We start from the raw sequence: 20,943 nt of genomic DNA, 5'->3' as shown, positions 1-20,943 counted from the left end.
GGCTATTACCGATTATCTCGACACCGAACGATGGATATCGAAGCGCGAATCAAGCGACGACAGCGCCGGGACAGCGAACCGCGGCTCGTGCAGGATTACAACGCGCTCTCGCCGGTCACACACATCGACGAGCCGGCCGACCGCGGTCCCGTGCTAGAGCGGTTGCTCGACCACTTCGACCCGGTCTTCGACGGTGAGCTACCGGTCGACGGCTACGTCCACGGCCCCGCCGGCGCGGGCAAGTCCGCCGTCGTGACCGCGCTGGTCGACCACCTCGCGCGCCTGCCCACCGAGCGCCGTTCGGTCATCCACACGTCAACGCGGGCCCAGTCGCCGGCCTCGCCGGCGTTCGTCTACGTCGACGGCCGCGAGCACACGAGCGAGTTCGCCTTTTACCACGCCGTCCTCGACGGCCTCGTCGACGAGGCCGTTCCCGAACACGGCGTCGGGACCGACACCCTGCGGACCCGTGTCCGCGAGCGGTTGGGCGGCAGTCAGACCGGCGTCGTCGCCGCCGTCGACCACGTCGACGAGGCCGGCAGCATCGCCGCGGCCGACCTCGTCGAGATGCTCGACGGGCTCCCGAACAACGTCAGCCTGCTCGCCGTCGGCCGGAGTGCCCCCGACGAGACGGCGCTGGCCGGGCGGACGGACGCGTTCATCGGCGTCGACCCGTACCGCCGGCAGATGCTGGTCGACGTGTTGATGACGCGGGCCTCCGACGGACTGGCCCAGCGCGCGCTCGACCACGGGCTGGCCCGCCACATCGCCGATTGGGCCGACGGCGACGCCCACGACGCTCTCACCGCGTTGCTCGTGGCGGCCAACCGCGCCGAGCGGACCGGCCGCGCGCGCATCACCGAGGCCGACGTCGAGGCGGCCATCGAGGAGGTTCCCGACCCCTGCGTGTCGCTGGGGCGGGTCCTCGCGTTGCCGACGAACCGACAGGCGGTCCTCCGTGAACTGGTCGACTTGGACGCCGACGACCGCTCGTCGGTCACTGCCACCACGGAGGCCATCGCCGCCGACACCGCGGTCGACCTCTCGCCGGGGACGGTCAAGCGCTTCCTCTACGAGATGGCCGAGGTCGGCGTCGTCGAGCGCGTCGAGGCCGAGCCCCGTGGCGGGCAGGGGCGACCGCCCAGCCGTGTCGTCCCCCGGTTCCCGCCGACGGCGTTCCGGATTCTCTACGACGCCGGGACGTAGCGCCGGCGGGCCGGGGTCGCCGCCCTACGAGAGGTGGGCCGGGTCGCCAGTCCCGCCGGTCAGCGCCGACGCGAGCGCGCCGCGGACGACCACGTCGTCGCCCAGCGTCGTCAACTGGATGTCCGGGATGTTCGACATCACCATCTCGTCGAGCCGTTCGCGGATGGGGTCGAGCACCTGCTCGGGGTTGTTGAGCGCGACGGCACCGCCGACGTAGACGACCAGCGGGGCGTAGGAGTGGACCATGTTGGCGACGCCGATGGTGTTCCAGTGGCTCACTTGGTCGAGGACGTACGAGGCGAAGTCGTCGCTGCCGGCGTGTTCGAACACGTCGGCGGCGGAGAAGTCCTGCTCGTCGATGGGGAGGGCGGTATCGACGGGGTCCTCGCGGTGGAGCTGGGTCGCGTACCGCGGGATGTTCTCGCCCGAGCAGTACGCCTCCCAGTGGCCGTCGTGGCCACAGCCACAGGTCATGAACCCGTTGGGGTCGATGGTGAGGTGGCCGACCTCGCCGGCGTTGCCGTCCCACCCCGAGAGGATGTTGCCGTCGACGGCCACGCCCGCGCCGACGCCCGAGGAGATGGTGAGATACACCATGTCGTCGGGGTTCCGGTCGGAGTAGAACCGCTCGCCGATGACGCCGGCGATGGCGTCGTTGTGGAGGTGGACGGTCTCACTCCCGATGAGGTTCTCGACCGGCCCCGTCAGCGGAATGCGGTCGATGGTGTCCGGGAGGTTGGCGGGATTCTCGACGACGCCCTCGGCGAGGTCCATCGGCCCGAACGAGCCGATGCCGGCGGCCCGGACCTCGGTCGGGTCGACGCCGGCCGCGTCACAGGCCGCCCGCAAGGCGTCGAGGACGGCCTCGGTGACGGCGATGCCGTTCGGCCCGCGCGGCGTCTCGGTCTTGTGCGATGTCACCGGCGTCCCCGAGTCGTCGCCGATGACGGCCCGGATGTGTGTCGCGCCGAGGTCGACCCCAGCGTATGCGCCCATGTTGGGTGTAGGGTCGCCCCTCCGATACTTAACTGCACATATTCACGGCCGGGAAACTTCAGTCCCGGTCCAGCCGCTCGCGGCCAACGGCCTCCTCGTAGAGGACGCCCCGCTCGGCGTCGAGCGTGACCGTCGCGCCGTCGGTCACGTCGTCGGGGAGGACGGCGTCGGAGACCATCGGGATGGACAGCTCCCGGGCCACGATGGCGGCGTAGCTGGTCACGCCCTGATGGCCGTCGATGATGCCCGCGATGGAGGTGGTGTCGCCGACGAACTCCCCGTCGAAGCCCTCGGGCACGGCGACGACCGCGTCGTCGGGGAGGTCGGTCACGTCCCCGTCGGGTGCGCGGTAGACCGGTCCGGTGACGAGGCCGCTGACGACCGACCGGCCGCTGACGAGGGTTTCGGCGGCGACGTGGACCTTCAGCATGTTGGCGGTGTTGAGCCCCTCCAGTTCGGTCATCATCCCCGAGAGGACGACGACGGTATCGCCGCCGTCGGCGGCCTTCGTGTCGAGGGCCGCCTGCACAGAGGTCTGGATGATGGCGTCGGCTCCGTCGCTCGTGTACGTCGTCGTCACGGGCTTGATTCCCCACGAGAGAGCGAGCTTTCGTCTGACGCCCTCCTTGGGCGTGGCTGCGACGATGGGGATGGAGGGGCGGTACTTCGCGGCCTTGAGCGCGGTGTAGCCGGACTCGGAGGCGGCGACGACCGCGGACGCGCCGATGTCGCGGGCGAGAAAGCGGGCCGACCGGGCCAAGGCGTCGGTCCGGGTGTCGCCCGCGTTGGGGACCCGCTGCTCGCGGGACTCGGCGTACTCGTCGCTTTCCTCCACGTCGCGGACGATGCGGTCCATCGTCTCGACGACGCGGGTCGGGTGGTCGCCGATGGCTGTCTCCCCCGACAGCATCACGGCGTCGGTCCCGTCGAGGACGGCGTTGGCCACGTCGGAGGCCTCCGCGCGGGTCGGCCGCCGGGAGTGGACCATCGAGTCCAGCATCTCCGTGGCCGTGATGACCGGCACGCCCGCCTGATGGCACTTGCGGATGATGCGCTTCTGGATGATGGGGACGTCTTCGAGCGGACACTCGACGCCGAGGTCGCCGCGGGCGACCATCACGCCGTAGGCCTCTTCGATGATGGAGTCGAGGTTCTCGACGGCCCCGGAGCGCTCTATCTTGGCGATGACGGGGATGTCGACGCCCCGCTCGTCGAGCGCTTGGTTTATCTCGTAGATGTCGTCGCCCGAGCGGACGAACGACGCCGCCACGAAGTCCGGCTCCTTCTCGGCGGCCACGTCGAGTTCCCGCTCGTCGTTCTCGGTTATCGTCGGGAGGTCCAACTCCACGCCGGGGACGTTGACGCCCTTGCGCGCGCCGAGTTCACCGCCGTTCTCGACGCGGGCCGTCACCGTCTCGCCGTCGACACCCTCGACGGTCGTCTCGATGCGGCCGTCGTCGAGCAGCACGCGGTCACCCGGGACGACCGCGGAGATGGACTGTGAGAGGCCGATTTCGGTCGGCGTCGCCTCGTCCCCGACGACGAACTGGACCGTCGTCCCCTCTTCGAGCTGTATGGGCGCTTCGATGGGGGCCGTCCGGACCTCCGGCCCGGGCATGTCGAGCATCGCCGCGACCGGCTGGTCGACCGTCTCGTCGACTCTACGGATGCGGTCTATCATTTCGCGGCGGTGTTCGGGCGAGCCGTGGCTGGCGTTCAGCCGGGCGACCGACATCCCGGCCTCCGCGAGGGCGGCTATCCGGTCGACTGACTCGCTGGCCGGCCCCAGCGTACAGACTATCTTCGCGCTACGCATCGGCGCACCCTCCGGCGGATACCGGCAACTGTCGACTACTGCGGCGAATCATACGCGTCCGTACCCGCGGCGGGGATAAGAAGCTTGTCGGACGGCGGTGTGACGGGGCCTCTCGACGGCCCGCTACCGGGAGATACTCTCGGTGTCGCCGGCGATGACGTCCCGGACCTCGTCGGGCGAGACGACGGCGATGTCACCGGGCACCGAGCGCTTCAGCGCCGCCGTCGCCGCGCCCCACGCCAGCGCGTCGGCGACGGAGCCGTCCGAGAGGTACTGCGAGAGGAAGCCGCCGACGAAGGAGTCACCGGTGCCGACCGGGTGCGCGTTCGAGGCCTCGTAGGTGGGCTGTTCGAACACCTCGCCGTCGGCGAGCGCCAGCGCCCCCGCCGAACCGCGGGTGACGACGGTGACCTCGAAGCCGTAGTCGTCCGCGAGGCCCCGCGCGACCGCCTCCGCGCCGCCGTCCCGGCCCAACACCAGTTCGGCGTCGCGCTCGGCGACGACCAGTACGTCCACGTCGGGAAACAGGTCGGTCAGGGTCGCCTCGGCCGCCGCCGGCTCCCAGAGCTTCGAGCGGTAGTTCAGGTCGAAGCTCGTCAGCGTGTCGCTGTCCTGCGCGAGCGAGAGCAACTCGGCGGTGGTCGATTCGAGGGTGTCCGACAGCGCGGGCGTGATGCCGGTCGTGTGAAAGCCCGCCGCCGACTCGATTCGGTCGGTGGGCAGCGCCGCCGGCCGGGCGGTCGTCACGCTCGCGTCGGCGCGGTCGTAGATGACCTCGTTGCCCCGCGGTTCCTCGCCGAGTTCGAGGTAGTAGGTCCCCTGCCGGGCGGCCGGCGAGTCGTCCCAGACGGCGTCGACGGTGACACCGTGGGTCCGCAGTTCCCCCGCGACCCGCCGGCCGACGGGCGAGTCGGGCAGTTTCGACGTCCACGCGGCGTCGAGGCCGAGGCGCTGGGCCGCCACGGCGACGTTCGACTCCGCACCGGCGACCCGCACGTCGTACTGGTCGGCCGTCTCCAGTCGCTCCCCGCCGGTCGGCGAGAGCCTGAGCATCGTCTCCCCGAACGTGATGAGGTCGGTCACGTGCGTTCGTCGTCGGCGACCCGCTATAAATCCCGCAGAAGCGGTCCGGCGCTTTCGTCCGCCGCGTTCGCATAAGTATCTTAATTTGATTTCTCCAAAAGCTTTTGTAGGCCAAATGGACACACAACCGTATGGATGGCAGGTCAGGGAAACAGCGGCCGTCCGTCACCCGTCGCAGGTTCGTCCGGGCGGCAGGCGCGGCCGGCGTCGCCGGGCTCGCCGGCTGCGGTGGTGGGAGTGGCTCCGGGACACCGACCGGGGAGCGAATCGGGACGTTCCCCGTCTCGGGCGACACCGTCACGTTCGGCTTCAACGTGGCGCAGTCCGGGCCGTTCTCGACGGAAGGAAAGGAGGAACTCCGCGGGCACAAGCTCGCGGTCAAGCACATCAACGAAGGCGGCGGGTGGGTCGGCAACGACTACTTCGGCGCGCTGAGCGGCGACGGACTGCTCGGCAAGACCGTCGAGTACACCGTCGGCGACACCGAGAGCGACCCGGAGACGGCCCGCGACAACGTCCGGTCGATGATAAACGCCGACGGGATAATCATGTTCTCGGGCGGGTCGACGAGCGACGTGGGGCTAGCCCACCAGCGCCTCGCCGCCGAGAGCGAGGTACTCTACATGTCGACCATGTCACATCTCGACTCGCTCACCGGCGAGGCCTGTAACCGCTTCTCGTTCCGCGAGATGTTCAACGCCTACATGACGGCCAACGCCTTGACGCCCGTCCTCACGTCCGAGTACGGCGAGGACGCCCGCTTCTTTCAGGTCTACGCCCAAGACGAGTGGGGGACGGCCCAGCGGGAGGTCATGCAGAACACGCTCTCGAACGCCGGGTGGCAGCCCGTCGGGAGCCTCAGCGCGCAGGTGGGCACGCGGGACTACAGCCAGTACAACGAGAACCTCGCCACCGCCGACGAGGACGTACTCGTCTTGAACCTCCGGGGCCTCGACGCCGCGAACGCGGTCCGCGAGTTCCGCGCGGCGTTCCCCGAGGAGAACATCGTCGTCCCGCTGTACACGCGGGCCGTCGCCAACGCCGCCGGCGGCGCTATCGAGGACGTACTCGGGACTATCGCGTGGGACCCGTCCATCGACACTCCGCTGTCCGACACGTTCCGCTCGGCGTACGCCGACGAGTTCGGCGGGGGCGCGGGGGCGGCGTCGTCGGCCGTCCCCTCGGGACCGGCCCACGTGGCCTACACGCAGACGCTCCAGTACGCCAACGGGGTGGGAATCGCCGAGACGTTCAACCCGAACGCCGTCATCGAGGCCATCGAAGGGTTCGAGTACGCCGCTGGAATCGGGGCCGAGCAGATGCGGGCCTGCGACCACCAGTCGATGCGGCCGGTCCCCATCGTCCGGGGCCGCCCGGAGGACGAGCAGGCGTTCGGTCGCTACTACGACCTCGTCGAGATAACGCGGGAGGCGATGTACGGCTGCAACGAAGGACCGGCTGCGAACTGTTCACTAGGAGAGAACTAACATGAGTGCTGCAGACGATACGAACGGGGAATCGGATTCGGGAACGACGGGCGGGCTACTCGGGACTGTGGTCCCGGACGTGATACGCCGCAACTTCGCGCTGAAGTTCGGCCTCGTGCTTGCGGTGATGGCGCTGTCGGTGGGCGCGGCCGGGCTGGTCGCCACCGACCAGATTCAGCAGTACACCGAGGACCAAGTGGTTCAGGAGTACCGCGGGCTGGCCGAACAGGAGGGGAACCTCGTCGAGCAGTGGGTGGCGAGCAACCGGCTCTCGACGCGGTTCGTCTCGACGAACGCGGCGTGGGCGGGCAACGATACGGCGGCGCTCAGTAACCAACTGCAAAACAGCGCGTCGAGCATCGACGCTGACGCCGCCGCGGTCCACCTGATAGAGCGCGGGCCGGGCGAGACCACCGTCGTCGCCAGCACCGCCTACTCGTCGGGCACCGCCGTCGAGCAGGTCGGGCTGGGCTGGACCGCCGACCGGGAGTTCAACCGGGCGGGCGAGGTCGCCGTCTCCGATGCTTACGAGGGGTCGTCCGGGCCGGTCGTCGGCTTCCTCTCGCCGGCCGACGCGACGCAGAACCGGTACGTCCTCGTCGAGTACGAGATGTGGGCCATCGGGAACCAGCTTCAGGGCATCGAGCGGGCCGAAGGCGGCTTCACGCAGGTCGTCGGCCCGTCCAACAGCGTCGTCATCGACGAGCCCCAGTCCGGGTCACAGAGCGTCGGCGACGCCACGCTCTCGGCGTACAGCACGAGCGAGGCCGCGCTCGAACCCGTGCAGGCCGCACGTGACCTCCAGAACACCACGGCGACCGCCGGCTTCGCGGCCGGACTCCCGGGGGCCGAGAGCGTCATCGGCGAGGAGTACGTCGTCGGCTACTCCACCGTCTCGGGCACCGACTGGGTGGTGCTGGTCCACGCACCCTCCCAGAGCGTCTTCGGCTTCGTCCAGCAGGTCCAGACCTACGGGCTCGTGGCGACGGCGCTGATGGTGCTGCTCATCGGTGGCGTCGGCGCGGTGCTGGGGTACAACACCGCGACCTCCATCGACCGCCTCACGCGCAAGACCGACCAGATTCGACAGGGGAACCTCGACATCGACGTCAGCACCAACCGCATCGACAACATCGGACAGCTGTACGATGGGTTCGCGCAGATGCGCGACGGCCTGAAAGAGCAGATACACGAGGCCGACAGCGCCCGCAAGGAGGCCGAGGTGTCGCGGGCAGAGGCCATGGAGATGAACAACTACCTTCAGGACAAGGCCGAGGAGTTCTCCGACGTGATGGAGGCGACGGCGGCCGGCAACCTCACTCGCCGGATGGAGACCGACGGCGAGAACGAGTCCATGGACCGCATCGCCAGCGAGTTCAACGGGATGGTCGACGAACTGGAGAAGACCATCGGCCAACTGAACAGCTTCGCCGACGAGGTCGGCGACTCCGGCGACGTGGTGCTGACCAGCGCAGAGTCCGTCCGGGACGCCTCCGAGCAGGTCGCCGAGTCGGTCCAGAAGATATCCGACGACGCCTACGACCAGAAGGAGCGCCTCCGAGAGGTCTCCGAGAGCCTCGACGAACTCGTCGACTCGCTGGAGACGCTGCAGGCCGAGAACCCGGACCTCGACGTCACCGAGTCGGTGAGCCAGTTCCGCGCCGTCGCCACGACGCTGCAGGAGGCGGCCGACACGAGCGAGGAGATGATGGCCGAGTCCGAGACGGTTGCCGGGGCCGCCGAGGAGCAGGCGGCCGAACTCAACGAGGTGTCCTCGCGCGCCGAGCGGTTGAAGCGCTACGCCCAGCCGCTGGGTGACATCCTCGACCGCTTCCAGACCGAGGCCGAACACGAGTTCGTCTTCTCCGGCGGCCCGTCGCAGGGCCTCGGCGAGGACGACGACTGACGGTCCGGTCGGCGCACCCCCGTCTCGACGCGCCGCCGACGCGCCACACCGAATTAATAACTCAGAGTCTTTTCGTTAGCAAAGTAACGCAGTGATGGCGGGGTTGTTAGCAGCGGGATTAATAATCGCTGCCCGGCTAGGGTCGCGTATGGTCGAACGAGACGTGGAGCCCGGGCACACGGACGCGACGGCGTCCGTCCGACTCTCGGTCCCGGACATGGACTGTGCGTCCTGTGCCGGGAAAGTCGAATCCAGCGTGGCGTCGCTCGACGGGATTCGTGAGATCGACGCCCACCCGACGACCGGGACGCTGGTCGTGGGCTTCGACGACGGGGTGACGGCCGAGGCCGACGTGGTCGAGGCCGTCGGCGCGGCGGGGTACGAGGTCGCGGGACGCGGCGGCGGGGGCGACGACGGGAGCGACGCCGACAGTCCGGCGTCGGACACGACCGGCGTCTGGACGACGCCGCGGGCGAAGAAGACGTGGGCCGGCGCGGTTGCGCTCGCCGTCGGACTGGTCACGGAGTTCCTCCTACCCGGGATGAACGCCACCGTGGCGAGCGTGCTCGGCAGCGAGGTCGCGCTCGCGGACGTGGCCTTCCTCCTCGCCGTCGCCGTCAGCGGGCAGGCCATCCTCCGGAACGGCTACTACTCGGCGGCGAACCGGAACTTGGACATCGACCTGCTGATGTCTATCGCCATCGTCGGCGCGCTCGTCGCCAGCGTGGGCTTCGGCGAGGGGCTGTACTTCGAGGCGGCGACGCTGGCCGTCCTGTTCAGCGCCGCCGAACTGCTCGAACAGTACTCGATGGACCGGGCGCGCACGTCGCTGCGGGAACTGATGGACCTCTCGCCCGACGAAGCCACGGTCAAACACGGCGACCACGAGGAGACCGTGCCGGTCGAGGAGGTGGCCGTCGGCGACGTGCTTGCCGTCCGGCCGGGCGAGAAGATTCCGATGGACGGGACGGTCGTCGGCGGCGAGAGCGCGGTCGACCAGTCGCCCATCACCGGCGAGAGCGTCCCCGTCGACAAGACCGAGGGCGACGAGGTCTACGCCGGGAGCGTCAACGAGGCGGGCTACCTCGAAATCCGCGTCGACGCCGCGGCCGGTGAGGACACCCTCTCGCGCATCGTCGAACTCGTCGAGGACGCCCAGAGCAACAAGACCGAACGCGAGCAGTTCGTCGAGCGCTTCTCGGCGTACTACACGCCGGTCGTCGTCGCCTTCGCCGCGCTCACGACGCTGGCCAGCCCGTTCGTCTTCGGCGTGGCGTGGCCGACGGCGGTCGTCTACGGGCTGACGCTGCTCGTGTTGGCCTGCCCCTGTGCGTTCGTCATCTCGACGCCAGTCTCGGTCGTCTCGGGCATCACGAGCGCGGCGAAAAACGGCGTCCTCGTCAAGGGCGGGAACCACCTCGAAGCGATGGGGGCCGTCGACGCTGTGGCGCTCGACAAGACCGGGACGCTGACCGAAGGCGAACTGACCGTCACCGACGTAGTCCCGCTGAACGACAACACGGAGGCCGACGTGCTCCGGTGTGCCCGCGGGCTGGAGACGCGCAGCGAACACCCCATCGGGGACGCTATCGTCGCCGAGGCCGAGCGCGAGGCGGTCGGCGACCGCGAGGTCGGCGAGTTCGAGAGTATCACCGGCAAGGGGGTGACGGCGACCCTCGACGGGACGACCCACTACGCGGGGAAGCCGGGGCTGTTCGAGGACCTCGGCTTCGACCTCTCGCACGTCCACGCGGCCACCGACGGCGGCGTCGTGACCGCGAAGACCGAGCAACTATGCGAGCGGAACCGCTGTCTCGACCTGCTCGACACTGTCGTCCCGAAACTCCAGTCCGAGGGGAAGACGGTCGTCCTCGTCGGCACCGAGGACGAACTGGAGGGTGTCGTCGCCGTCGCCGACGATGTCCGCCCGGCCGCCGCGCCGGCGGTCGCTCGCCTCCGCGACCTCGGCGTCGAGCGGGTGGTGATGCTCACCGGCGACAACGAGCGGACCGCGCGGGCCATCGCCGACCGCGTCGGCGTCGACGAGTTCCGCGCCGAACTGCTCCCCGAGGAGAAGGTCGACGCCGTTCGGGAACTCGGCGAGACCCACGACGGCGTGGCGATGGTCGGCGACGGCGTCAACGACGCCCCGGCGCTGGCGACGGCGACCGTCGGCGTCGCCATGGGCGCGGCCGGCACCGATACCGCCATCGAGACCGCCGACATCGCCCTGCTGGCCGACGACCTCTCGAAGCTACCGTACCTCTACGAACTGGCTCACGACGCCAACGGCGTCATCCGGCAGAACGTGGGCACCAGCCTCGCGGTCAAGGCCGGCCTCGCGCTGGCGGTTCCCTTCGGTCTCGTCCCCATCTGGCTCGCCGTCCTCGCCGGCGACGCGGGCATGACCACGGCCGTCACCGCCAACGCGATGCGCCTCTCGCGCATCCGGCCCGACGCGCTGGAGTCGTGACGGCCACCAGTCAGACACGACCGACAAACGGTGTTATTTCCACCAAACTACCGACATTGGTAAGGAGAGCGACCAGCCCGAAAATACCGAACCCCATACCGAGAACCAGCAGGAAGAGTCCCCGAGCGCCCGTTCGCAACGCGGCGCTTTCGGGCTCATCGTTTGCCACTAACAAGTGTCCCTCCTCCGGCGTCATGACTGCAGCTGCACCTGTGGCATCCCTCTCCGGCGCTGCGCTCGCGTTCCCGACGACGCTTACCGTCTCGCCAACACCGAGTGTTCCCTCTACCAGTTCGATGTAACTCCCGAACAGGCCGGAGTCCGACTGCGCCGAGGGCTCCACATCGAGTCTCGCCTCGTCCACTCGTTCCAGCAGTTCCGAACCCGTGACGGTCTCCGTCTCGTGGTCCAGCGAGAGGCTCTCCTCCGTGGGGTCGACGTATATTTCGGCAGTCCCATCGGCGACGACGAACGGTCCGTACTCGATGCCAGCATCGATAGAGGGGTCCCCGGTTCCCTGCACTTGGTGGTAGATGTTGTACTCGTACGCGACACATTCTTCTCCCCGAACCGGTGATACGAGGGTGTCTCCCGACCGAGGCGGTCGAACGGTCCCCTGTACCCGAACTAACCCATCGGTCGTGATAGCCTCACGAAGCGACACCGAGCTGATGGTCGATAATCGCCACCAGTCGGTTATGTCCTCGACTCCGCGAATCGTCGCGGACACCCCCAGCACAGTCGCGATGACCCCACCGACTACCCCGGGTAGCACTCCGTAGACGCCCAGTATGGGGGCCCAAAACAGGACAGTCTCCACGAGCAGTTTGTCTACAGACACATCTCGTGCCTCCGTACTCTCGGTATTAAGCCTAGTGTACGTGTATCTACTGCCCGAGCCACCTCTCTACGTCATATTTCGACGCACGATGGCCTCTGACTCACTGAGCAGCAAGGGCGTGAGACGTATGCATTGAATCGACCGGTCTCGACCACGGCCCCGACCAGATTGATATAGCGTTATACAGTTTAAGAGTTGTGTCAGGGACACCGGATACTGTAATTTTGATTACAGTTCCTACGCGCTCGGGCGACGAACAGGCAGAAGTCAGGACTCGAACGTGTAGTCGAGGAGGTATCGAAGCAGGAGAACCCCGCCGACCAGCGTCCCGAGCATGAAGACGATGACGATGAGAATCATGAAGAGCCGGACCGACCCCTGCGAACCCTGTAACAGGACAGTTCCGGACTGGAGAGCGGATGCGGTCGTCTGGTGCATGACCGAGCCTGCGTCCAGCGGCCTCTAAGCCGTTGTGGAACCGCTGTCTCGGCTCCTGCGCGCCGCGAGAGCCGACACCGTCCACACCCACGCCGGCCGGGGACGTGCGTGACGCCGGGACTGACGCCTCTATCGCCGGCGTCACGACGCGGACACTCCGGCAGTGGAGAAGACTCGGCCACGTACGACCTGCTCGGCGAAGACGCGATGGTCGTCTGCGACTGGGGCGACTGGGACGACCTCGACACGTTCCTCGACCACTACTGCGGGACGCACGCCCGAAGCGCGGCGCAGGGAGCGTGAGAAGGTGGACTGGCCGTCACACTCGTCGCACATTCACTACCACATGAGTCATATTGGGCTCGAAGACGTGTTTCCAGATATGACTATCTCAGACGAGACCCAAGTCAACGACCGAAAGCGGAACGACCATCCCCGCGGAGATACGCGACGAACTCGACATTGACTCGGGCGATAAGATTCGGTGGACCATCACCGAAGACGGTGACCTGACCGTCGAAATCGCGAGAAGCAGAAAACCGGCGTCTTCTCCGACTTCGAACCGGCGTCGCTGGGTGGCGACGGGAAGACCGCCCACAACACGACCGGGCGGAGCGGTGACACGTGCCCTCCTCGACGCCACCGTCGTCATCGCCGCCGCAGACGACGAGGATGAAAACCACGATGTCGGGTTAGAGATACTTCGGGCCGTCGACACCGGAACCCTCCCGCGGGGTGTCATCGTCAGCGACGCGCTTCAAGAGTCGCTGAACTACATCCACGAACGAGCCGGCCACGCGATGGCTATCGACCTGCTGGACAGGTTCGTTCAAGGGCACAGTTCGAGATACCCGACAATCCGCAGAAAAACTACGGCACCGCTCGGTCACTGTTCCGAGCGGATGGCCAGCTGAACTTCGGTGACACGATGCAGGTGGCTTTCTGCGAAGTGAGGACATCGACTACATCTACAGTTTCGACGACGATTTCGACAGCACCGAGGGTATCGAACGGTTGAACGCGGCCATCAATCCCCACAGCTGAGCATCTATCCGCTCAAAACCCGCTCCACGGTCGGCGTCGGCTGGTGGCTGGCGTCGAGGTCGCCGTCGAGATACCGTCGTCCTCGCTCGTGAGTTCGTACATTCCGCCGTGCATCGGTGCGACCAGTTCGGCGCGCTGGAGAAAGAGTAACCGGTCTTCGACAAGGTCCGGAAATACCTTCTCGAAGGCGTCTATCACACTTTTTTAGAAGCGTAACTATGAAACCACGACAACGAACCTCACACTGCTTTGTGTCTGTATATCCTAATTTCTGAAACCACACACCGGCGAAATACAGCACTACATTCACAAATAAGAGCTTTGACACTTACTTCTCCTTAGACCTATCGACACCCTGTGTCGAGGCATTAGGGCGGCCACACGGATATAATTGGGCCACGCCATACACCTCGGAATTCTGGGGTGATGCAAATGCGTGACGAGACCACCCCACTCGATTTCGAGCGTGAGCGGGACAAAGATGGCACGTCGTGGGACCGCGCCTGTAACCAGCCCGCCCTCATCGAGCGGGTCGCGTGGGACCGCTGGCTCGTCCTGCTCGGCGACGGCGGCGACGTGCATCTCGTCCAACTCCACCGCGACCACGGAGCCTATCTCGGGGCGTGCCACGTCGCCGACGAGGACGGCGGACGCGGTGACGAGTGTCCCGGCTGGGCCTTCCACGACGGGCCGTGTGCCCACCTCTGCGCCGTTCGGCGTGCCGCCTACGGCTCTCAGGCCGAGGAGGCTGGGACGCCGCTGACAGACACGCACGGCCAGCCTGTCCGCATCCTCGACTCCGGAGCCGTCGCCGATGCCCGCGCCGACTACGCCGTCGAGAAAGCCCGGACAGACGGGGGTGACCCGCGATGAGTGGTCAGTCCTCAGGCGGTACTGAGCGTCCTGCCGTCTGCGTCGACACGCTCGACTACGACGGTGCGGAGACGCACGAGGACTCCATCGAGGGCGAGGTCACGCGGCACTACTACGACTGCCCGAGCTGCGGACATCCCATCTCGACGTGGATGGACTGCCCCGAGTGCCTCTGGTACGACGAGGACGTGTGGTCCCGGACGCTGTCTGAGCGAGGTGAGACGGCATGACGGACTGGCCGCTCATTTGCGACCGCTGCGAGACTGAGGTGTACGTCGGGACCCTCTACGGCGGGATGTGTCAGGCCTGCCACAAGGAGGCAACTCTGGAGAAGCTCGACAGTGCGCACTCTGACGGCACCGGCCAGAGCGCGCTGGGTGATTTCGCATGACGGACGGCACTGAGCAGATCGAGCAGGGGAAGGCGGTGATGAACTACCCTGGTGCGAAGGCACGTCTCGCCCCGTGGATCATCGACCACCTGCCCGAGCACAACACCTACGTCGAGGTGTTCGGCGGGTCCGCAGCGGTCCTGGTCCACAAGCCGGAGTCCATCAACGAGGTCTACAACGACATCGACGACGACCTCGTGGAGTTCTTCGAGGTGCTCCGCGATCGCCGCGACGAGCTGCTCGACTGGCTCCGTCACACGCCGTACTCGCGGACGCTTTACAACGAGTTCGCCGACGCCTACCACGCGGGAGAACGGGCCGACGACCCCGTCGTTCGGGCCGGACGACTCTGGTATCTCGTTCAGGCAGGGTTCAACGGCGACCTCACCAAACGCAACTCGTTTTCGACCTCGACGTCGGCGCGAGGCTACCCGTGCGACTCGCAGGCCCGCAATTACCACCGGTCCCGCGAACGCCTCGAAGCCTTCGCCGAGCGGTTCCAGCCGGTCATCGTCGAGTGTCTCGACTGGCGCGAGGTCATCGACCGGTACGACTCTGAGACGACGGCGTTCTACGTTGACCCGCCGTATCCGGCGGTCCGCAGCGAGGGCTACTATCCGCACCACGATCTCGACCACGCGACTCTCGTCGAGCGGCTGGCCGAGATCGAGGGCGAGGCCGTCATCTCCTACGGCGAACTCCCGGAGCATCCCGACTCGTGGACGCTCCGCGAGGAGACGGTGACCTCTACGCTCTCACGAGCGAACGGCGAGGACAAGGACTGTCCCGAGCGGCTGCTGCTGACCTTCGACCCCGACACGACCACTTTATTCCAGTCGGCCCAGCAGCGAACGCTCTGCAACGTAGGACCGGCCACTGAGCAAATCGACAACTGACTACCGCACGTCGTCGAGGTCGACCACGACCTCGTCGTCGCCGCGGACCCACTCCGTTTCTGAGCCGGCCACACGAACGCACCAGCCACGCGCGAGCCGCGTCCCGTCGACATCGGGGCCGGGCGGGTCGTCGGGCGCGTCGTCCCAGTCCTCGGGCACGCCGTCGTGCCACCTCATGACCCACCACCGAGCGAGGGCAGCGAGCCGCGGGCTCGGCCCAGCATCTCGACGATGCGCCGCGAGGAGTAGGCTCCGAGGACGAGGACGGCCCACAGCGGGAGCGTCACGTCCTGAGCGGCCCACGCGGGCACGCTATCCATCATCGTCGGACCCTCCGTCGGCCGCGATATGCACGTCCTCCACGCGCTCGATGCGGTCGACAGCCTCATCGACTTCGTCGTCGACGGCCCCGATGCGCTCCGCGAGATACCGGGTCTGGAGCGCGTCGGCCGCGAGCAGCACGACGAGGACGAGCCCGGTCCGCCGACCGAGGAGCTGTATCAGCGCGTCGGTGACCTCGCTCATGGTCCCTCCGATACGTTCGCGCCGATAGTCAGCAAGGGGCGGGCGAGCCACAGCAGCGCACCGATGAGGACGACCAGCACGACCGCGCCGCCGGCCCACGGGAGCCAGTCGGGCACGAGGTCGTCGACGGTCGGGGCCGCGGTCGCCGCCGCGTCCTGCGCGGTATCGATGCCGAGTTCGATGGGGTTGTCGCCGGAGAACCACTCACCGTCGCCGGTCGGCGTCTCGTCCGCGGGGGTCTGCCCGGCGGTCGAGTCGTCCTCGGTCGGCGGCGCGACGCCGCCGGCCTCGTCGACGACATCGGAGAGCCGCAGCAGAGCCTGACCGCCGGGAATACCCGCCGCGAGGAGCGGGCTTCGTAGGTCCTGCTCGGTCTGCTGCGAGCCCGACCGCGTCGGGTCAAGGACCGCCTCAGCCTCATCGCTAACGCCGCCGCCCTGCGTGTCGTCGAACTGCCGACCGACGGCCTCGTCAACGGACCCGTAGGCATCGTCGTAGAATCCGGCGACGGAGTCAACCAGCCCCATCGCCGCCTCCGTCGGATAGTGCCGCCGCGCCGCCCCCGACGACGAGCGCGACGACGGCCGCGACGGCAATCCAGACCCCGCTGCCGATGCCGCCGCCCATCATCCCCGACCCCGTCGTGGTCGAGGAGCCCGTCGACGGACTCGACGAGCCGGTCGGAGAGGTGACGGAGTCGGCGACGCGCTGCGCGGCGTCCGAGCCGATGATACCGTCGAGCGCGTCGACGGCGCTGGTCCCGGTCGCGTTGGCCGCGACCTCCGCGGTGTTGGTGACCATGTTCGCGAGGTCGGACGCAGCATCCCCGTCTTGGTCGAGCGCGTCGACGACCGCGGCACGGTCGGCGTCGTCGTCGACGGCGGTGTCGGTGACCGAGTACTCCTCTGCCGAGGCCTCGTCGACGCCGCCGACCATCGGGCCGGACGGCATCGGGTCGACCGACGCGCCTGCGAGGTCGGTGTCGGTGTCGTCGTAGATGACCGCGTCTCCGCTGTCGTCGTCGGCCGTGTTGGTCCCGGTCTCGGTGTTGGTGATGCTGCCGTCGTCCTCGATGACCATGTCGTCCTGATTGCTGACCCAGCGTTCCATCGCGTTAGGCATCGTTGTTGTCACCTCCCAGCACGGACACCGCGACGAAGCCGAGCGCGCCGAGCGCGACGGTCAGGACGGTCCCGATGCCCAGCAGGCCCCCGTCCGACGAGCCCGACGTGGTCGTCGTCGACGGCGACGGGCTCGACGAGGACCCGGCGGAGCCAGTCGACGGACTCGACGAGCCGGTCGACTGACTGCCGGAGGGGGGCGTCGGGCTCGACGAGCCGGACGAGGTCGACGTGTCCGGCTCGGGTTCGCTCGACGACTCCGTCGGCGCCGACGGAGACAGCCGCTCCCCGAACTCGGACATGCCCGGCCACGAGTGGGGGTCGACCCACGTCCCTGCGGTGGTCGGGCCGTCGACCTCTTCTCCGTCGAGTAGGACGCGCGCCCGCTCGGGCACGTCCATCTCGACGATGCCGCCGGAGATGCGATAGGTGTCTCGCCCGGTCCCGATAGCTCCGTTGATGGACCCGTTGCCGTAGGCACTGTCTTGCTGGCCGGACTCCAGCGACTCCGCTGTACCGCCGGCTTGGATGCTGTACTCCTCGTTATTGTAGGCCCCGTTGCCTTCAATGACTAATCGTTGCATGGTTAGATGTTGTGGGTGTGGGACTGCGGGACGAGCGGGTTGATGCCGATGAGCGACAGGCCCGAGCCGCCCGGCTCGATGGCAGTAACGGGCTTGTGGTCGACAGATACCCAACTCGTGTACTGTGTCGACCCCGTGGTGGTGCTCCCGTCAGCGTAGTGTATCGTGTAGCTCCGGCTGTTGCCCCCTCCATCAAGCTGTACCTCGTCGAGCCACGTGGGGAGTCCGTGATAGACCGTCGACGCTGATAGGCTGCCCTGCGTGTCGACAGTTATCGTGGGGAATTCGTAGCCATAGGAGATGCGGCCGGCAGGCTCCCGCCCGCCCGCCCCCTGCGTCTCGACGGGCCGGGAGTGATGCGCGTCCGCATCGCTCGCGTGACTGCTGAGCGCGGACGCGGCCCCGGTCTGCTGGTCGGTCACTCCGTGGGGGTTGTCGGTCCGACCGGCGTGCGAGTCGAGCGCGGACGCGGCCCCGGTCTGGTCGTCGGTGACGTTGTGGGGGTTGTCGGTCCGACTGGCGTGACCGTCAAGCTCCGCCTGTGTGGCGGTATCGAACCCTATCTGCGTGAGGCCGACGGCCCCGTCGGCTATCTCGTCGCTCCCGACAGCCCCGCCGGGCACGTAGACCCGTCCGTTGGCGTCGATGCCGAGACCGTTCCCGAGCGCTGCGACGAGCGAGCCCGCGGCCACGTGGAGGCCGTCGCCGAGGTTGAGGCCGAGCCCCTGCGACCCATCCTCGGTCAGTGGGTCACTGACAGTCGCGGGGTTGTGATGGTCGGCCGGCCCGACACCTGCGAGTCCAGCGTGGTCGACGACGGTGAACTCGGTTTTGGAGCCGGTGTTATCGGTGAATACCCACACGGTGTCGGAATCGAGGTCGTACCACGTCATGCCTTCCTCGACGTCGGAGGGCTCGGACTCCTGCACGTAGGTAAACAGCAGTTCGGGGATGCTCCCGGACCACTCGCTCATTCGCCGGCCCACCCCCCGGCGATTCGGCCGCCGGATGCGCTTTTGAGTTCGACCGCGTCGATGTTCCAGCGGTTCCACGACCCGGTGCCGCCCGCGAGCGGGATGGAGAACGTGTCGCCGCCGACGGTCGTTATCACCGCCTCTCCGTCGTCAGGGGTCACGGTGAACGCGAGTTCTTGGATGGTCTCAGCCGGGTTGACTGTCGCCGGGAGTTCGCCGCCGCTCACGTCGAAGCCGTCGCCGTGGTCGTAGTCGTTGGTCTCCAACGACCCGGTTTGTCCGACGCTGACGGGCTCGGCTTCGCTGCCGCGGACGGCCTGAGAGAACTGTTCGGACGCCATCAGAACAGCCCCCCAAGGACCGACGAGACGGCCCGCGAGAGGCCGCCAGCACGGTCGATGTGCATGTTTACGCGCGTGTCGAGCGTGTATCCGCCGTCTCCGCTCGACGTGTTGACCACGTCGACGCCGACGCTATCTCCTTCCTTGACGCTCTGTGTGACTGGGAAACTGAAGTGGTCTCCGTCACCGTCGACGAAGTCTTTCCCGCGGAGAGTGACGAGCGGCTCGTGTTCGTCGCGGCCGCCAGCAGGGTTGTGCCACGGGACGACGTGTAGGTCGAGTTCCGCACCGCGGTAGATGCGGACGGTGACCTCCTCGACGGTCGCGTCGGCTGGCACCTCGTAGCTGAGGGTTTCGCTGTCGTCAGGGTCCACCTCGGCCGCGAGCGAGACGCTATCGGCTGATTCGGATTGGGTTGGAGGCATAGGTGGGACCTCCTAGTTGCTGAGAAGCGAGTAGTACAGCCGGGCGTTGCTGGCCGAGGTGTCGAGTTCGTAGCCGTCACTGGCTTCGGTTGCGACGACGGCGAACTCGATGATACGGCCGGGCTTGGCGTAGGGACCCAGCGCCTCCATTACGGGACGCTCAGTCCGCTGGTCGGCCTCTGCGTCGGAGAGCTCTCCGAGATAGTCGACGGTGGTCTCGGCGAGCGTGTGATTGTCGTCGGAGTCGCGGATGCGAGCGACGAGTTCCCCGCGGATAGGGTCTCCGCCGGATGCGGCGGCACCGTCTCCGGTAGCGACGAGGTCAGCGTAGATGAACGCCTCGGCGAGTTCGCGGACGTGGGACCCGTGACCGAACCACGCGATTTGGTCTTGGTTGACCTTGCGCTGCCAGATAGTGACCGGCGAGCCAGCCTTCACGGTGACGGTGTCGAGGTCTCCCGCGACGAGGGGACGCTTGTCTCCGGCGTCGTAGAGGCTCCGAGCCCGCGAAATCTGCATGGGACCAGCCATCTACACCCCCTCCGCACCGGAGTTCTCGCTACCGGCAGCAGCGTCCGGCAGGATGCCGGCGAAGGCCTGATTAGCGGTCTGTGCGAGGTTCGCCCCCCACGTCTCGGTGAGATGATAGACCATCATCCCCACGACGAGCAGGACGATTCCGACCACTACCGACGCGCCCCCCTCGACTTCGAGGGAGCCAACGAACGGCAGCGGGATTTCATCAACTTCTTCGAGCATGTTGCACTCCGACCGAGGGCCGGGACTCAAAAACCCGTCTGAACGTGATATCTATAGAAACTCCGGGGCTGTCAGGTGATATATCAGAGATATCACGCGGCGGACTTTATGGGTATCTGAGACAAGTTATCTGTGATGGCCCTGTTCGGACTCGCGGGCGCGTCCATCGTTGCTATGCTGCTGACAGCGCGACTATCCGGTCGCGCGCGCCTCAGCATCGTGGCGATGTGGACGGCGACCGCGGCCTACTATCTGGCCGTCGCACCATGACCAAGACAGAGACCTGCCCCGAATGTGGGGCGACGTTCGACAGAGATACCGTCTCTGGTGCCCGCAACGCTGCCATAGGGCACATGGTATCTAAAGTCGACGACGACCACAGTGGCATCGGCTACCAGAAAGCGCGGAACCTGCTGGATATCTCAGATATGGAGCTATCTGAGACGACGACCGACACGACCGACAGCGGGCCGGACCCGGTGGAGACGCCGGGCGGGTCCGACACTGGCGGGCGTGCGGCGACGGACGGCGGGACCAGCGGGCTCGGTCTGTCCGGGCCACCGTCGACGGGTCACCAGTCGACGCCGTCGACAACGGAAGCGACGGCCACGCCTGACGACGCCGTCGTCGAGGAGGAGCCCGAGCCCGACACACTCGACTGTCCGTCGTGCGGTGCCGACACCGGGTCGACCGCCGAGGAGTTGGACCCGTCGAAGACGTACCGGTGCAGTGAGTGCGGCGAGAAGGTTGGGGTGTCGCAGTGA

General features: G+C 67.4%; 28 protein-coding genes and 2 pseudogenes. 13 read left to right on the top strand and 17 right to left on the bottom strand.

The window, feature by feature from the left end; genetic code table 11:
- Positions 1–30 precede the first annotated feature (30 nt).
- Positions 31–1,206 carry a Cdc6/Cdc18 family protein gene (locus ACV7JO_RS06135; RefSeq protein ID WP_470355458.1) on the top strand — a complete coding sequence of 392 codons (1,176 nt, stop codon included), beginning with the start codon at positions 31–33 and terminating at the stop codon, positions 1,204–1,206.
- Between the two features lie 24 nt (positions 1,207–1,230).
- On the opposite strand, the gene ACV7JO_RS06130 is transcribed toward ACV7JO_RS06135, so the two are convergent.
- The 3 genes from ACV7JO_RS06130 to kdgK1 form a co-directional block, all read right to left on the bottom strand.
- Positions 1,231–2,202 (bottom strand): ROK family protein, encoded by a 972-nt coding sequence (locus ACV7JO_RS06130; protein ID WP_470355457.1) that lies wholly within the window; start codon positions 2,200–2,202, stop codon positions 1,231–1,233.
- 58 nt (positions 2,203–2,260) lie between these two features.
- The gene (pyk, locus tag ACV7JO_RS06125; RefSeq protein ID WP_470355456.1) at positions 2,261–4,018 is read right to left on the bottom strand and encodes a pyruvate kinase; all 1,758 of its coding nucleotides are present in this window, start codon (positions 4,016–4,018) and stop codon (positions 2,261–2,263) included.
- Positions 4,019–4,141: 123 nt separating this feature from the next.
- On the bottom strand, positions 4,142–5,101 hold the full coding sequence (gene kdgK1 / locus ACV7JO_RS06120) for a bifunctional 2-dehydro-3-deoxygluconokinase/2-dehydro-3-deoxygalactonokinase (protein WP_470355455.1): 960 nt from the start codon (positions 5,099–5,101) through the stop codon (positions 4,142–4,144).
- 131 nt (positions 5,102–5,232) lie between these two features.
- Here kdgK1 and ACV7JO_RS06115 point away from each other — a divergent pair, with 131 nt between their 5' ends.
- From ACV7JO_RS06115 to ACV7JO_RS06105, 3 genes are all read left to right on the top strand, one after another.
- Positions 5,233–6,588: an ABC transporter substrate-binding protein gene (locus ACV7JO_RS06115; protein WP_470355454.1), complete on the top strand. Its 1,356-nt coding sequence runs from the start codon at positions 5,233–5,235 to the stop codon at positions 6,586–6,588.
- A gap of 1 nt (position 6,589) precedes the next feature.
- Positions 6,590–8,494 carry a HAMP domain-containing protein gene (locus tag ACV7JO_RS06110; RefSeq protein WP_470355453.1) on the top strand — a complete coding sequence of 635 codons (1,905 nt, stop codon included), beginning with the start codon at positions 6,590–6,592 and terminating at the stop codon, positions 8,492–8,494.
- A 148-nt stretch (positions 8,495–8,642) separates the two neighbouring features.
- The gene (locus ACV7JO_RS06105; RefSeq protein ID WP_470355452.1) at positions 8,643–10,967 is read left to right on the top strand and encodes a heavy metal translocating P-type ATPase; all 2,325 of its coding nucleotides are present in this window, start codon (positions 8,643–8,645) and stop codon (positions 10,965–10,967) included.
- A gap of 10 nt (positions 10,968–10,977) precedes the next feature.
- On the opposite strand, the gene ACV7JO_RS06100 is transcribed toward ACV7JO_RS06105, so the two are convergent.
- The gene (locus tag ACV7JO_RS06100) at positions 10,978–11,808 is read right to left on the bottom strand and encodes a hypothetical protein (protein WP_470355451.1); all 831 of its coding nucleotides are present in this window, start codon (positions 11,806–11,808) and stop codon (positions 10,978–10,980) included.
- A 267-nt stretch (positions 11,809–12,075) separates the two neighbouring features.
- Positions 12,076–12,246 carry a hypothetical protein gene (locus tag ACV7JO_RS06095; RefSeq protein ID WP_470355450.1) on the bottom strand — a complete coding sequence of 57 codons (171 nt, stop codon included), beginning with the start codon at positions 12,244–12,246 and terminating at the stop codon, positions 12,076–12,078.
- A 104-nt stretch (positions 12,247–12,350) separates the two neighbouring features.
- On the opposite strand from ACV7JO_RS06095, the pseudogene ACV7JO_RS06090 reads away from it, so the two are divergent.
- The 3 genes and pseudogenes from ACV7JO_RS06090 to ACV7JO_RS06080 all read left to right on the top strand — a co-directional run.
- Positions 12,351–12,422: pseudogene (locus ACV7JO_RS06090) on the top strand (hypothetical protein); the annotation flags it as partial.
- A gap of 255 nt (positions 12,423–12,677) precedes the next feature.
- A pseudogene (locus ACV7JO_RS06085) lies at positions 12,678–12,725 on the top strand (hypothetical protein); the annotation flags it as partial.
- Between the two features lie 138 nt (positions 12,726–12,863).
- Positions 12,864–13,160: a PIN domain-containing protein gene (locus tag ACV7JO_RS06080; protein ID WP_470355449.1), complete on the top strand. Its 297-nt coding sequence runs from the start codon at positions 12,864–12,866 to the stop codon at positions 13,158–13,160.
- A gap of 142 nt (positions 13,161–13,302) precedes the next feature.
- Here ACV7JO_RS06080 and ACV7JO_RS06075 read toward each other — a convergent pair whose 3' ends face one another.
- Positions 13,303–13,488 carry a hypothetical protein gene (locus tag ACV7JO_RS06075; protein ID WP_470355448.1) on the bottom strand — a complete coding sequence of 62 codons (186 nt, stop codon included), beginning with the start codon at positions 13,486–13,488 and terminating at the stop codon, positions 13,303–13,305.
- 234 nt (positions 13,489–13,722) lie between these two features.
- On the opposite strand from ACV7JO_RS06075, the gene ACV7JO_RS06070 reads away from it, so the two are divergent.
- Genes ACV7JO_RS06070 through ACV7JO_RS06055 form a run of 4 tightly spaced genes read left to right on the top strand, consistent with a single transcriptional unit; the run spans position 13,723 to position 15,450 of the window.
- A complete protein-coding gene (locus ACV7JO_RS06070) occupies positions 13,723–14,163 on the top strand; it encodes a hypothetical protein (RefSeq protein ID WP_470355447.1) in 441 nt (146 codons plus the stop codon).
- A complete protein-coding gene (locus ACV7JO_RS06065) occupies positions 14,160–14,393 on the top strand; it encodes a hypothetical protein (RefSeq protein WP_470355446.1) in 234 nt (77 codons plus the stop codon). The genes ACV7JO_RS06070 and ACV7JO_RS06065 overlap by 4 nt, the downstream gene beginning before the upstream one ends.
- Positions 14,390–14,554, top strand: coding sequence for a hypothetical protein (locus ACV7JO_RS06060; protein ID WP_470355445.1), 165 nt, complete (start codon positions 14,390–14,392; stop codon positions 14,552–14,554). Before ACV7JO_RS06065 ends, ACV7JO_RS06060 begins: the two co-directional genes overlap by 4 nt.
- Positions 14,551–15,450 (top strand): DNA adenine methylase, encoded by a 900-nt coding sequence (locus ACV7JO_RS06055; RefSeq protein WP_470355444.1) that lies wholly within the window; start codon positions 14,551–14,553, stop codon positions 15,448–15,450. Before ACV7JO_RS06060 ends, ACV7JO_RS06055 begins: the two co-directional genes overlap by 4 nt.
- On the opposite strand, the gene ACV7JO_RS06050 is transcribed toward ACV7JO_RS06055, so the two are convergent.
- The 11 genes from ACV7JO_RS06050 to ACV7JO_RS06000 are packed head-to-tail and all read right to left on the bottom strand — an operon-like array spanning position 15,451 to position 20,179.
- Complete coding sequence (locus tag ACV7JO_RS06050; protein ID WP_470355443.1) at positions 15,451–15,627, bottom strand: hypothetical protein; 177 nt, start codon at positions 15,625–15,627, stop codon at positions 15,451–15,453.
- A complete protein-coding gene (locus ACV7JO_RS06045; RefSeq protein ID WP_470355442.1) occupies positions 15,624–15,773 on the bottom strand; it encodes a hypothetical protein in 150 nt (49 codons plus the stop codon). The genes ACV7JO_RS06050 and ACV7JO_RS06045 overlap by 4 nt, the downstream gene beginning before the upstream one ends.
- Entirely contained in the window at positions 15,763–15,975 is a 213-nt protein-coding gene (locus tag ACV7JO_RS06040) for a hypothetical protein (protein ID WP_470355441.1), read from the bottom strand. Before ACV7JO_RS06040 ends, ACV7JO_RS06045 begins: the two co-directional genes overlap by 11 nt.
- Positions 15,972–16,502 (bottom strand): hypothetical protein, encoded by a 531-nt coding sequence (locus ACV7JO_RS06035; RefSeq protein ID WP_470355440.1) that lies wholly within the window; start codon positions 16,500–16,502, stop codon positions 15,972–15,974. Before ACV7JO_RS06035 ends, ACV7JO_RS06040 begins: the two co-directional genes overlap by 4 nt.
- Positions 16,489–17,097, bottom strand: coding sequence for a hypothetical protein (locus tag ACV7JO_RS06030; protein WP_470355439.1), 609 nt, complete (start codon positions 17,095–17,097; stop codon positions 16,489–16,491). The genes ACV7JO_RS06035 and ACV7JO_RS06030 overlap by 14 nt, the downstream gene beginning before the upstream one ends.
- On the bottom strand, positions 17,090–17,680 hold the full coding sequence (locus ACV7JO_RS06025; RefSeq protein ID WP_470355438.1) for a hypothetical protein: 591 nt from the start codon (positions 17,678–17,680) through the stop codon (positions 17,090–17,092). Before ACV7JO_RS06025 ends, ACV7JO_RS06030 begins: the two co-directional genes overlap by 8 nt.
- Before the next feature lie 2 nt (positions 17,681–17,682).
- Positions 17,683–18,654, bottom strand: coding sequence for a hypothetical protein (locus ACV7JO_RS06020; protein ID WP_470355437.1), 972 nt, complete (start codon positions 18,652–18,654; stop codon positions 17,683–17,685).
- Positions 18,651–18,995: a hypothetical protein gene (locus tag ACV7JO_RS06015; protein ID WP_470355436.1), complete on the bottom strand. Its 345-nt coding sequence runs from the start codon at positions 18,993–18,995 to the stop codon at positions 18,651–18,653. Before ACV7JO_RS06015 ends, ACV7JO_RS06020 begins: the two co-directional genes overlap by 4 nt.
- A complete protein-coding gene (locus ACV7JO_RS06010) occupies positions 18,995–19,420 on the bottom strand; it encodes a hypothetical protein (protein ID WP_470355435.1) in 426 nt (141 codons plus the stop codon). Before ACV7JO_RS06010 ends, ACV7JO_RS06015 begins: the two co-directional genes overlap by 1 nt.
- A gap of 12 nt (positions 19,421–19,432) precedes the next feature.
- Positions 19,433–19,951, bottom strand: coding sequence for a hypothetical protein (locus ACV7JO_RS06005; protein WP_470355434.1), 519 nt, complete (start codon positions 19,949–19,951; stop codon positions 19,433–19,435).
- Positions 19,952–20,179 carry a hypothetical protein gene (locus ACV7JO_RS06000; RefSeq protein WP_470355433.1) on the bottom strand — a complete coding sequence of 76 codons (228 nt, stop codon included), beginning with the start codon at positions 20,177–20,179 and terminating at the stop codon, positions 19,952–19,954.
- A gap of 135 nt (positions 20,180–20,314) precedes the next feature.
- Between ACV7JO_RS06000 and ACV7JO_RS05995 the strand changes: the two genes are divergently transcribed.
- Together ACV7JO_RS05995 and ACV7JO_RS05990 are read left to right on the top strand one after the other, a co-directional pair.
- Complete coding sequence (locus tag ACV7JO_RS05995; RefSeq protein ID WP_470355432.1) at positions 20,315–20,449, top strand: hypothetical protein; 135 nt, start codon at positions 20,315–20,317, stop codon at positions 20,447–20,449.
- Positions 20,407–20,943, top strand: coding sequence for a hypothetical protein (locus ACV7JO_RS05990; RefSeq protein ID WP_470355431.1), 537 nt, complete (start codon positions 20,407–20,409; stop codon positions 20,941–20,943). Before ACV7JO_RS05995 ends, ACV7JO_RS05990 begins: the two co-directional genes overlap by 43 nt.

The sequence above is a fragment of the Haloarcula sp. MBLA0138 genome (assembly GCF_055632455.1).
This window is presented reverse-complemented; position numbering and strand designations above follow the sequence as displayed.

What these genes read in the sequence shown, in the direction of transcription:
- ACV7JO_RS06035 (WP_470355440.1), bottom strand. Translation starts at nt 16,502, where the DNA reads ATGGGGCTGGTTGACTCCGTCGCCGGATTCTACGACGATGCCTACGGG.
- ACV7JO_RS06105 (WP_470355452.1), top strand. Translation starts at nt 8,643, where the DNA reads ATGGTCGAACGAGACGTGGAGCCCGGGCACACGGACGCGACGGCGTCC.
- pyk (WP_470355456.1), bottom strand. Translation starts at nt 4,018, where the DNA reads ATGCGTAGCGCGAAGATAGTCTGTACGCTGGGGCCGGCCAGCGAGTCA.
- ACV7JO_RS06030 (WP_470355439.1), bottom strand. Translation starts at nt 17,097, where the DNA reads ATGCCTAACGCGATGGAACGCTGGGTCAGCAATCAGGACGACATGGTC.
- ACV7JO_RS06065 (WP_470355446.1), top strand. Translation starts at nt 14,160, where the DNA reads ATGAGTGGTCAGTCCTCAGGCGGTACTGAGCGTCCTGCCGTCTGCGTC.
- ACV7JO_RS06000 (WP_470355433.1), bottom strand. Translation starts at nt 20,179, where the DNA reads ATGCTCGAAGAAGTTGATGAAATCCCGCTGCCGTTCGTTGGCTCCCTC.
- ACV7JO_RS06095 (WP_470355450.1), bottom strand. Translation starts at nt 12,246, where the DNA reads ATGCACCAGACGACCGCATCCGCTCTCCAGTCCGGAACTGTCCTGTTA.
- ACV7JO_RS06070 (WP_470355447.1), top strand. Translation starts at nt 13,723, where the DNA reads ATGCGTGACGAGACCACCCCACTCGATTTCGAGCGTGAGCGGGACAAA.
- ACV7JO_RS05995 (WP_470355432.1), top strand. Translation starts at nt 20,315, where the DNA reads ATGGCCCTGTTCGGACTCGCGGGCGCGTCCATCGTTGCTATGCTGCTG.
- ACV7JO_RS06055 (WP_470355444.1), top strand. Translation starts at nt 14,551, where the DNA reads ATGACGGACGGCACTGAGCAGATCGAGCAGGGGAAGGCGGTGATGAAC.
- ACV7JO_RS06110 (WP_470355453.1), top strand. Translation starts at nt 6,590, where the DNA reads ATGAGTGCTGCAGACGATACGAACGGGGAATCGGATTCGGGAACGACG.
- ACV7JO_RS06115 (WP_470355454.1), top strand. Translation starts at nt 5,233, where the DNA reads ATGGATGGCAGGTCAGGGAAACAGCGGCCGTCCGTCACCCGTCGCAGG.
- ACV7JO_RS06130 (WP_470355457.1), bottom strand. Translation starts at nt 2,202, where the DNA reads ATGGGCGCATACGCTGGGGTCGACCTCGGCGCGACACACATCCGGGCC.
- ACV7JO_RS06025 (WP_470355438.1), bottom strand. Translation starts at nt 17,680, where the DNA reads ATGCAACGATTAGTCATTGAAGGCAACGGGGCCTACAATAACGAGGAG.
- ACV7JO_RS06020 (WP_470355437.1), bottom strand. Translation starts at nt 18,654, where the DNA reads ATGAGCGAGTGGTCCGGGAGCATCCCCGAACTGCTGTTTACCTACGTG.
- ACV7JO_RS06045 (WP_470355442.1), bottom strand. Translation starts at nt 15,773, where the DNA reads ATGATGGATAGCGTGCCCGCGTGGGCCGCTCAGGACGTGACGCTCCCG.
- ACV7JO_RS06050 (WP_470355443.1), bottom strand. Translation starts at nt 15,627, where the DNA reads ATGAGGTGGCACGACGGCGTGCCCGAGGACTGGGACGACGCGCCCGAC.
- ACV7JO_RS06040 (WP_470355441.1), bottom strand. Translation starts at nt 15,975, where the DNA reads ATGAGCGAGGTCACCGACGCGCTGATACAGCTCCTCGGTCGGCGGACC.
- ACV7JO_RS06010 (WP_470355435.1), bottom strand. Translation starts at nt 19,420, where the DNA reads ATGCCTCCAACCCAATCCGAATCAGCCGATAGCGTCTCGCTCGCGGCC.
- ACV7JO_RS06015 (WP_470355436.1), bottom strand. Translation starts at nt 18,995, where the DNA reads ATGGCGTCCGAACAGTTCTCTCAGGCCGTCCGCGGCAGCGAAGCCGAG.
- ACV7JO_RS06005 (WP_470355434.1), bottom strand. Translation starts at nt 19,951, where the DNA reads ATGGCTGGTCCCATGCAGATTTCGCGGGCTCGGAGCCTCTACGACGCC.
- ACV7JO_RS06060 (WP_470355445.1), top strand. Translation starts at nt 14,390, where the DNA reads ATGACGGACTGGCCGCTCATTTGCGACCGCTGCGAGACTGAGGTGTAC.
- ACV7JO_RS06135 (WP_470355458.1), top strand. Translation starts at nt 31, where the DNA reads ATGGATATCGAAGCGCGAATCAAGCGACGACAGCGCCGGGACAGCGAA.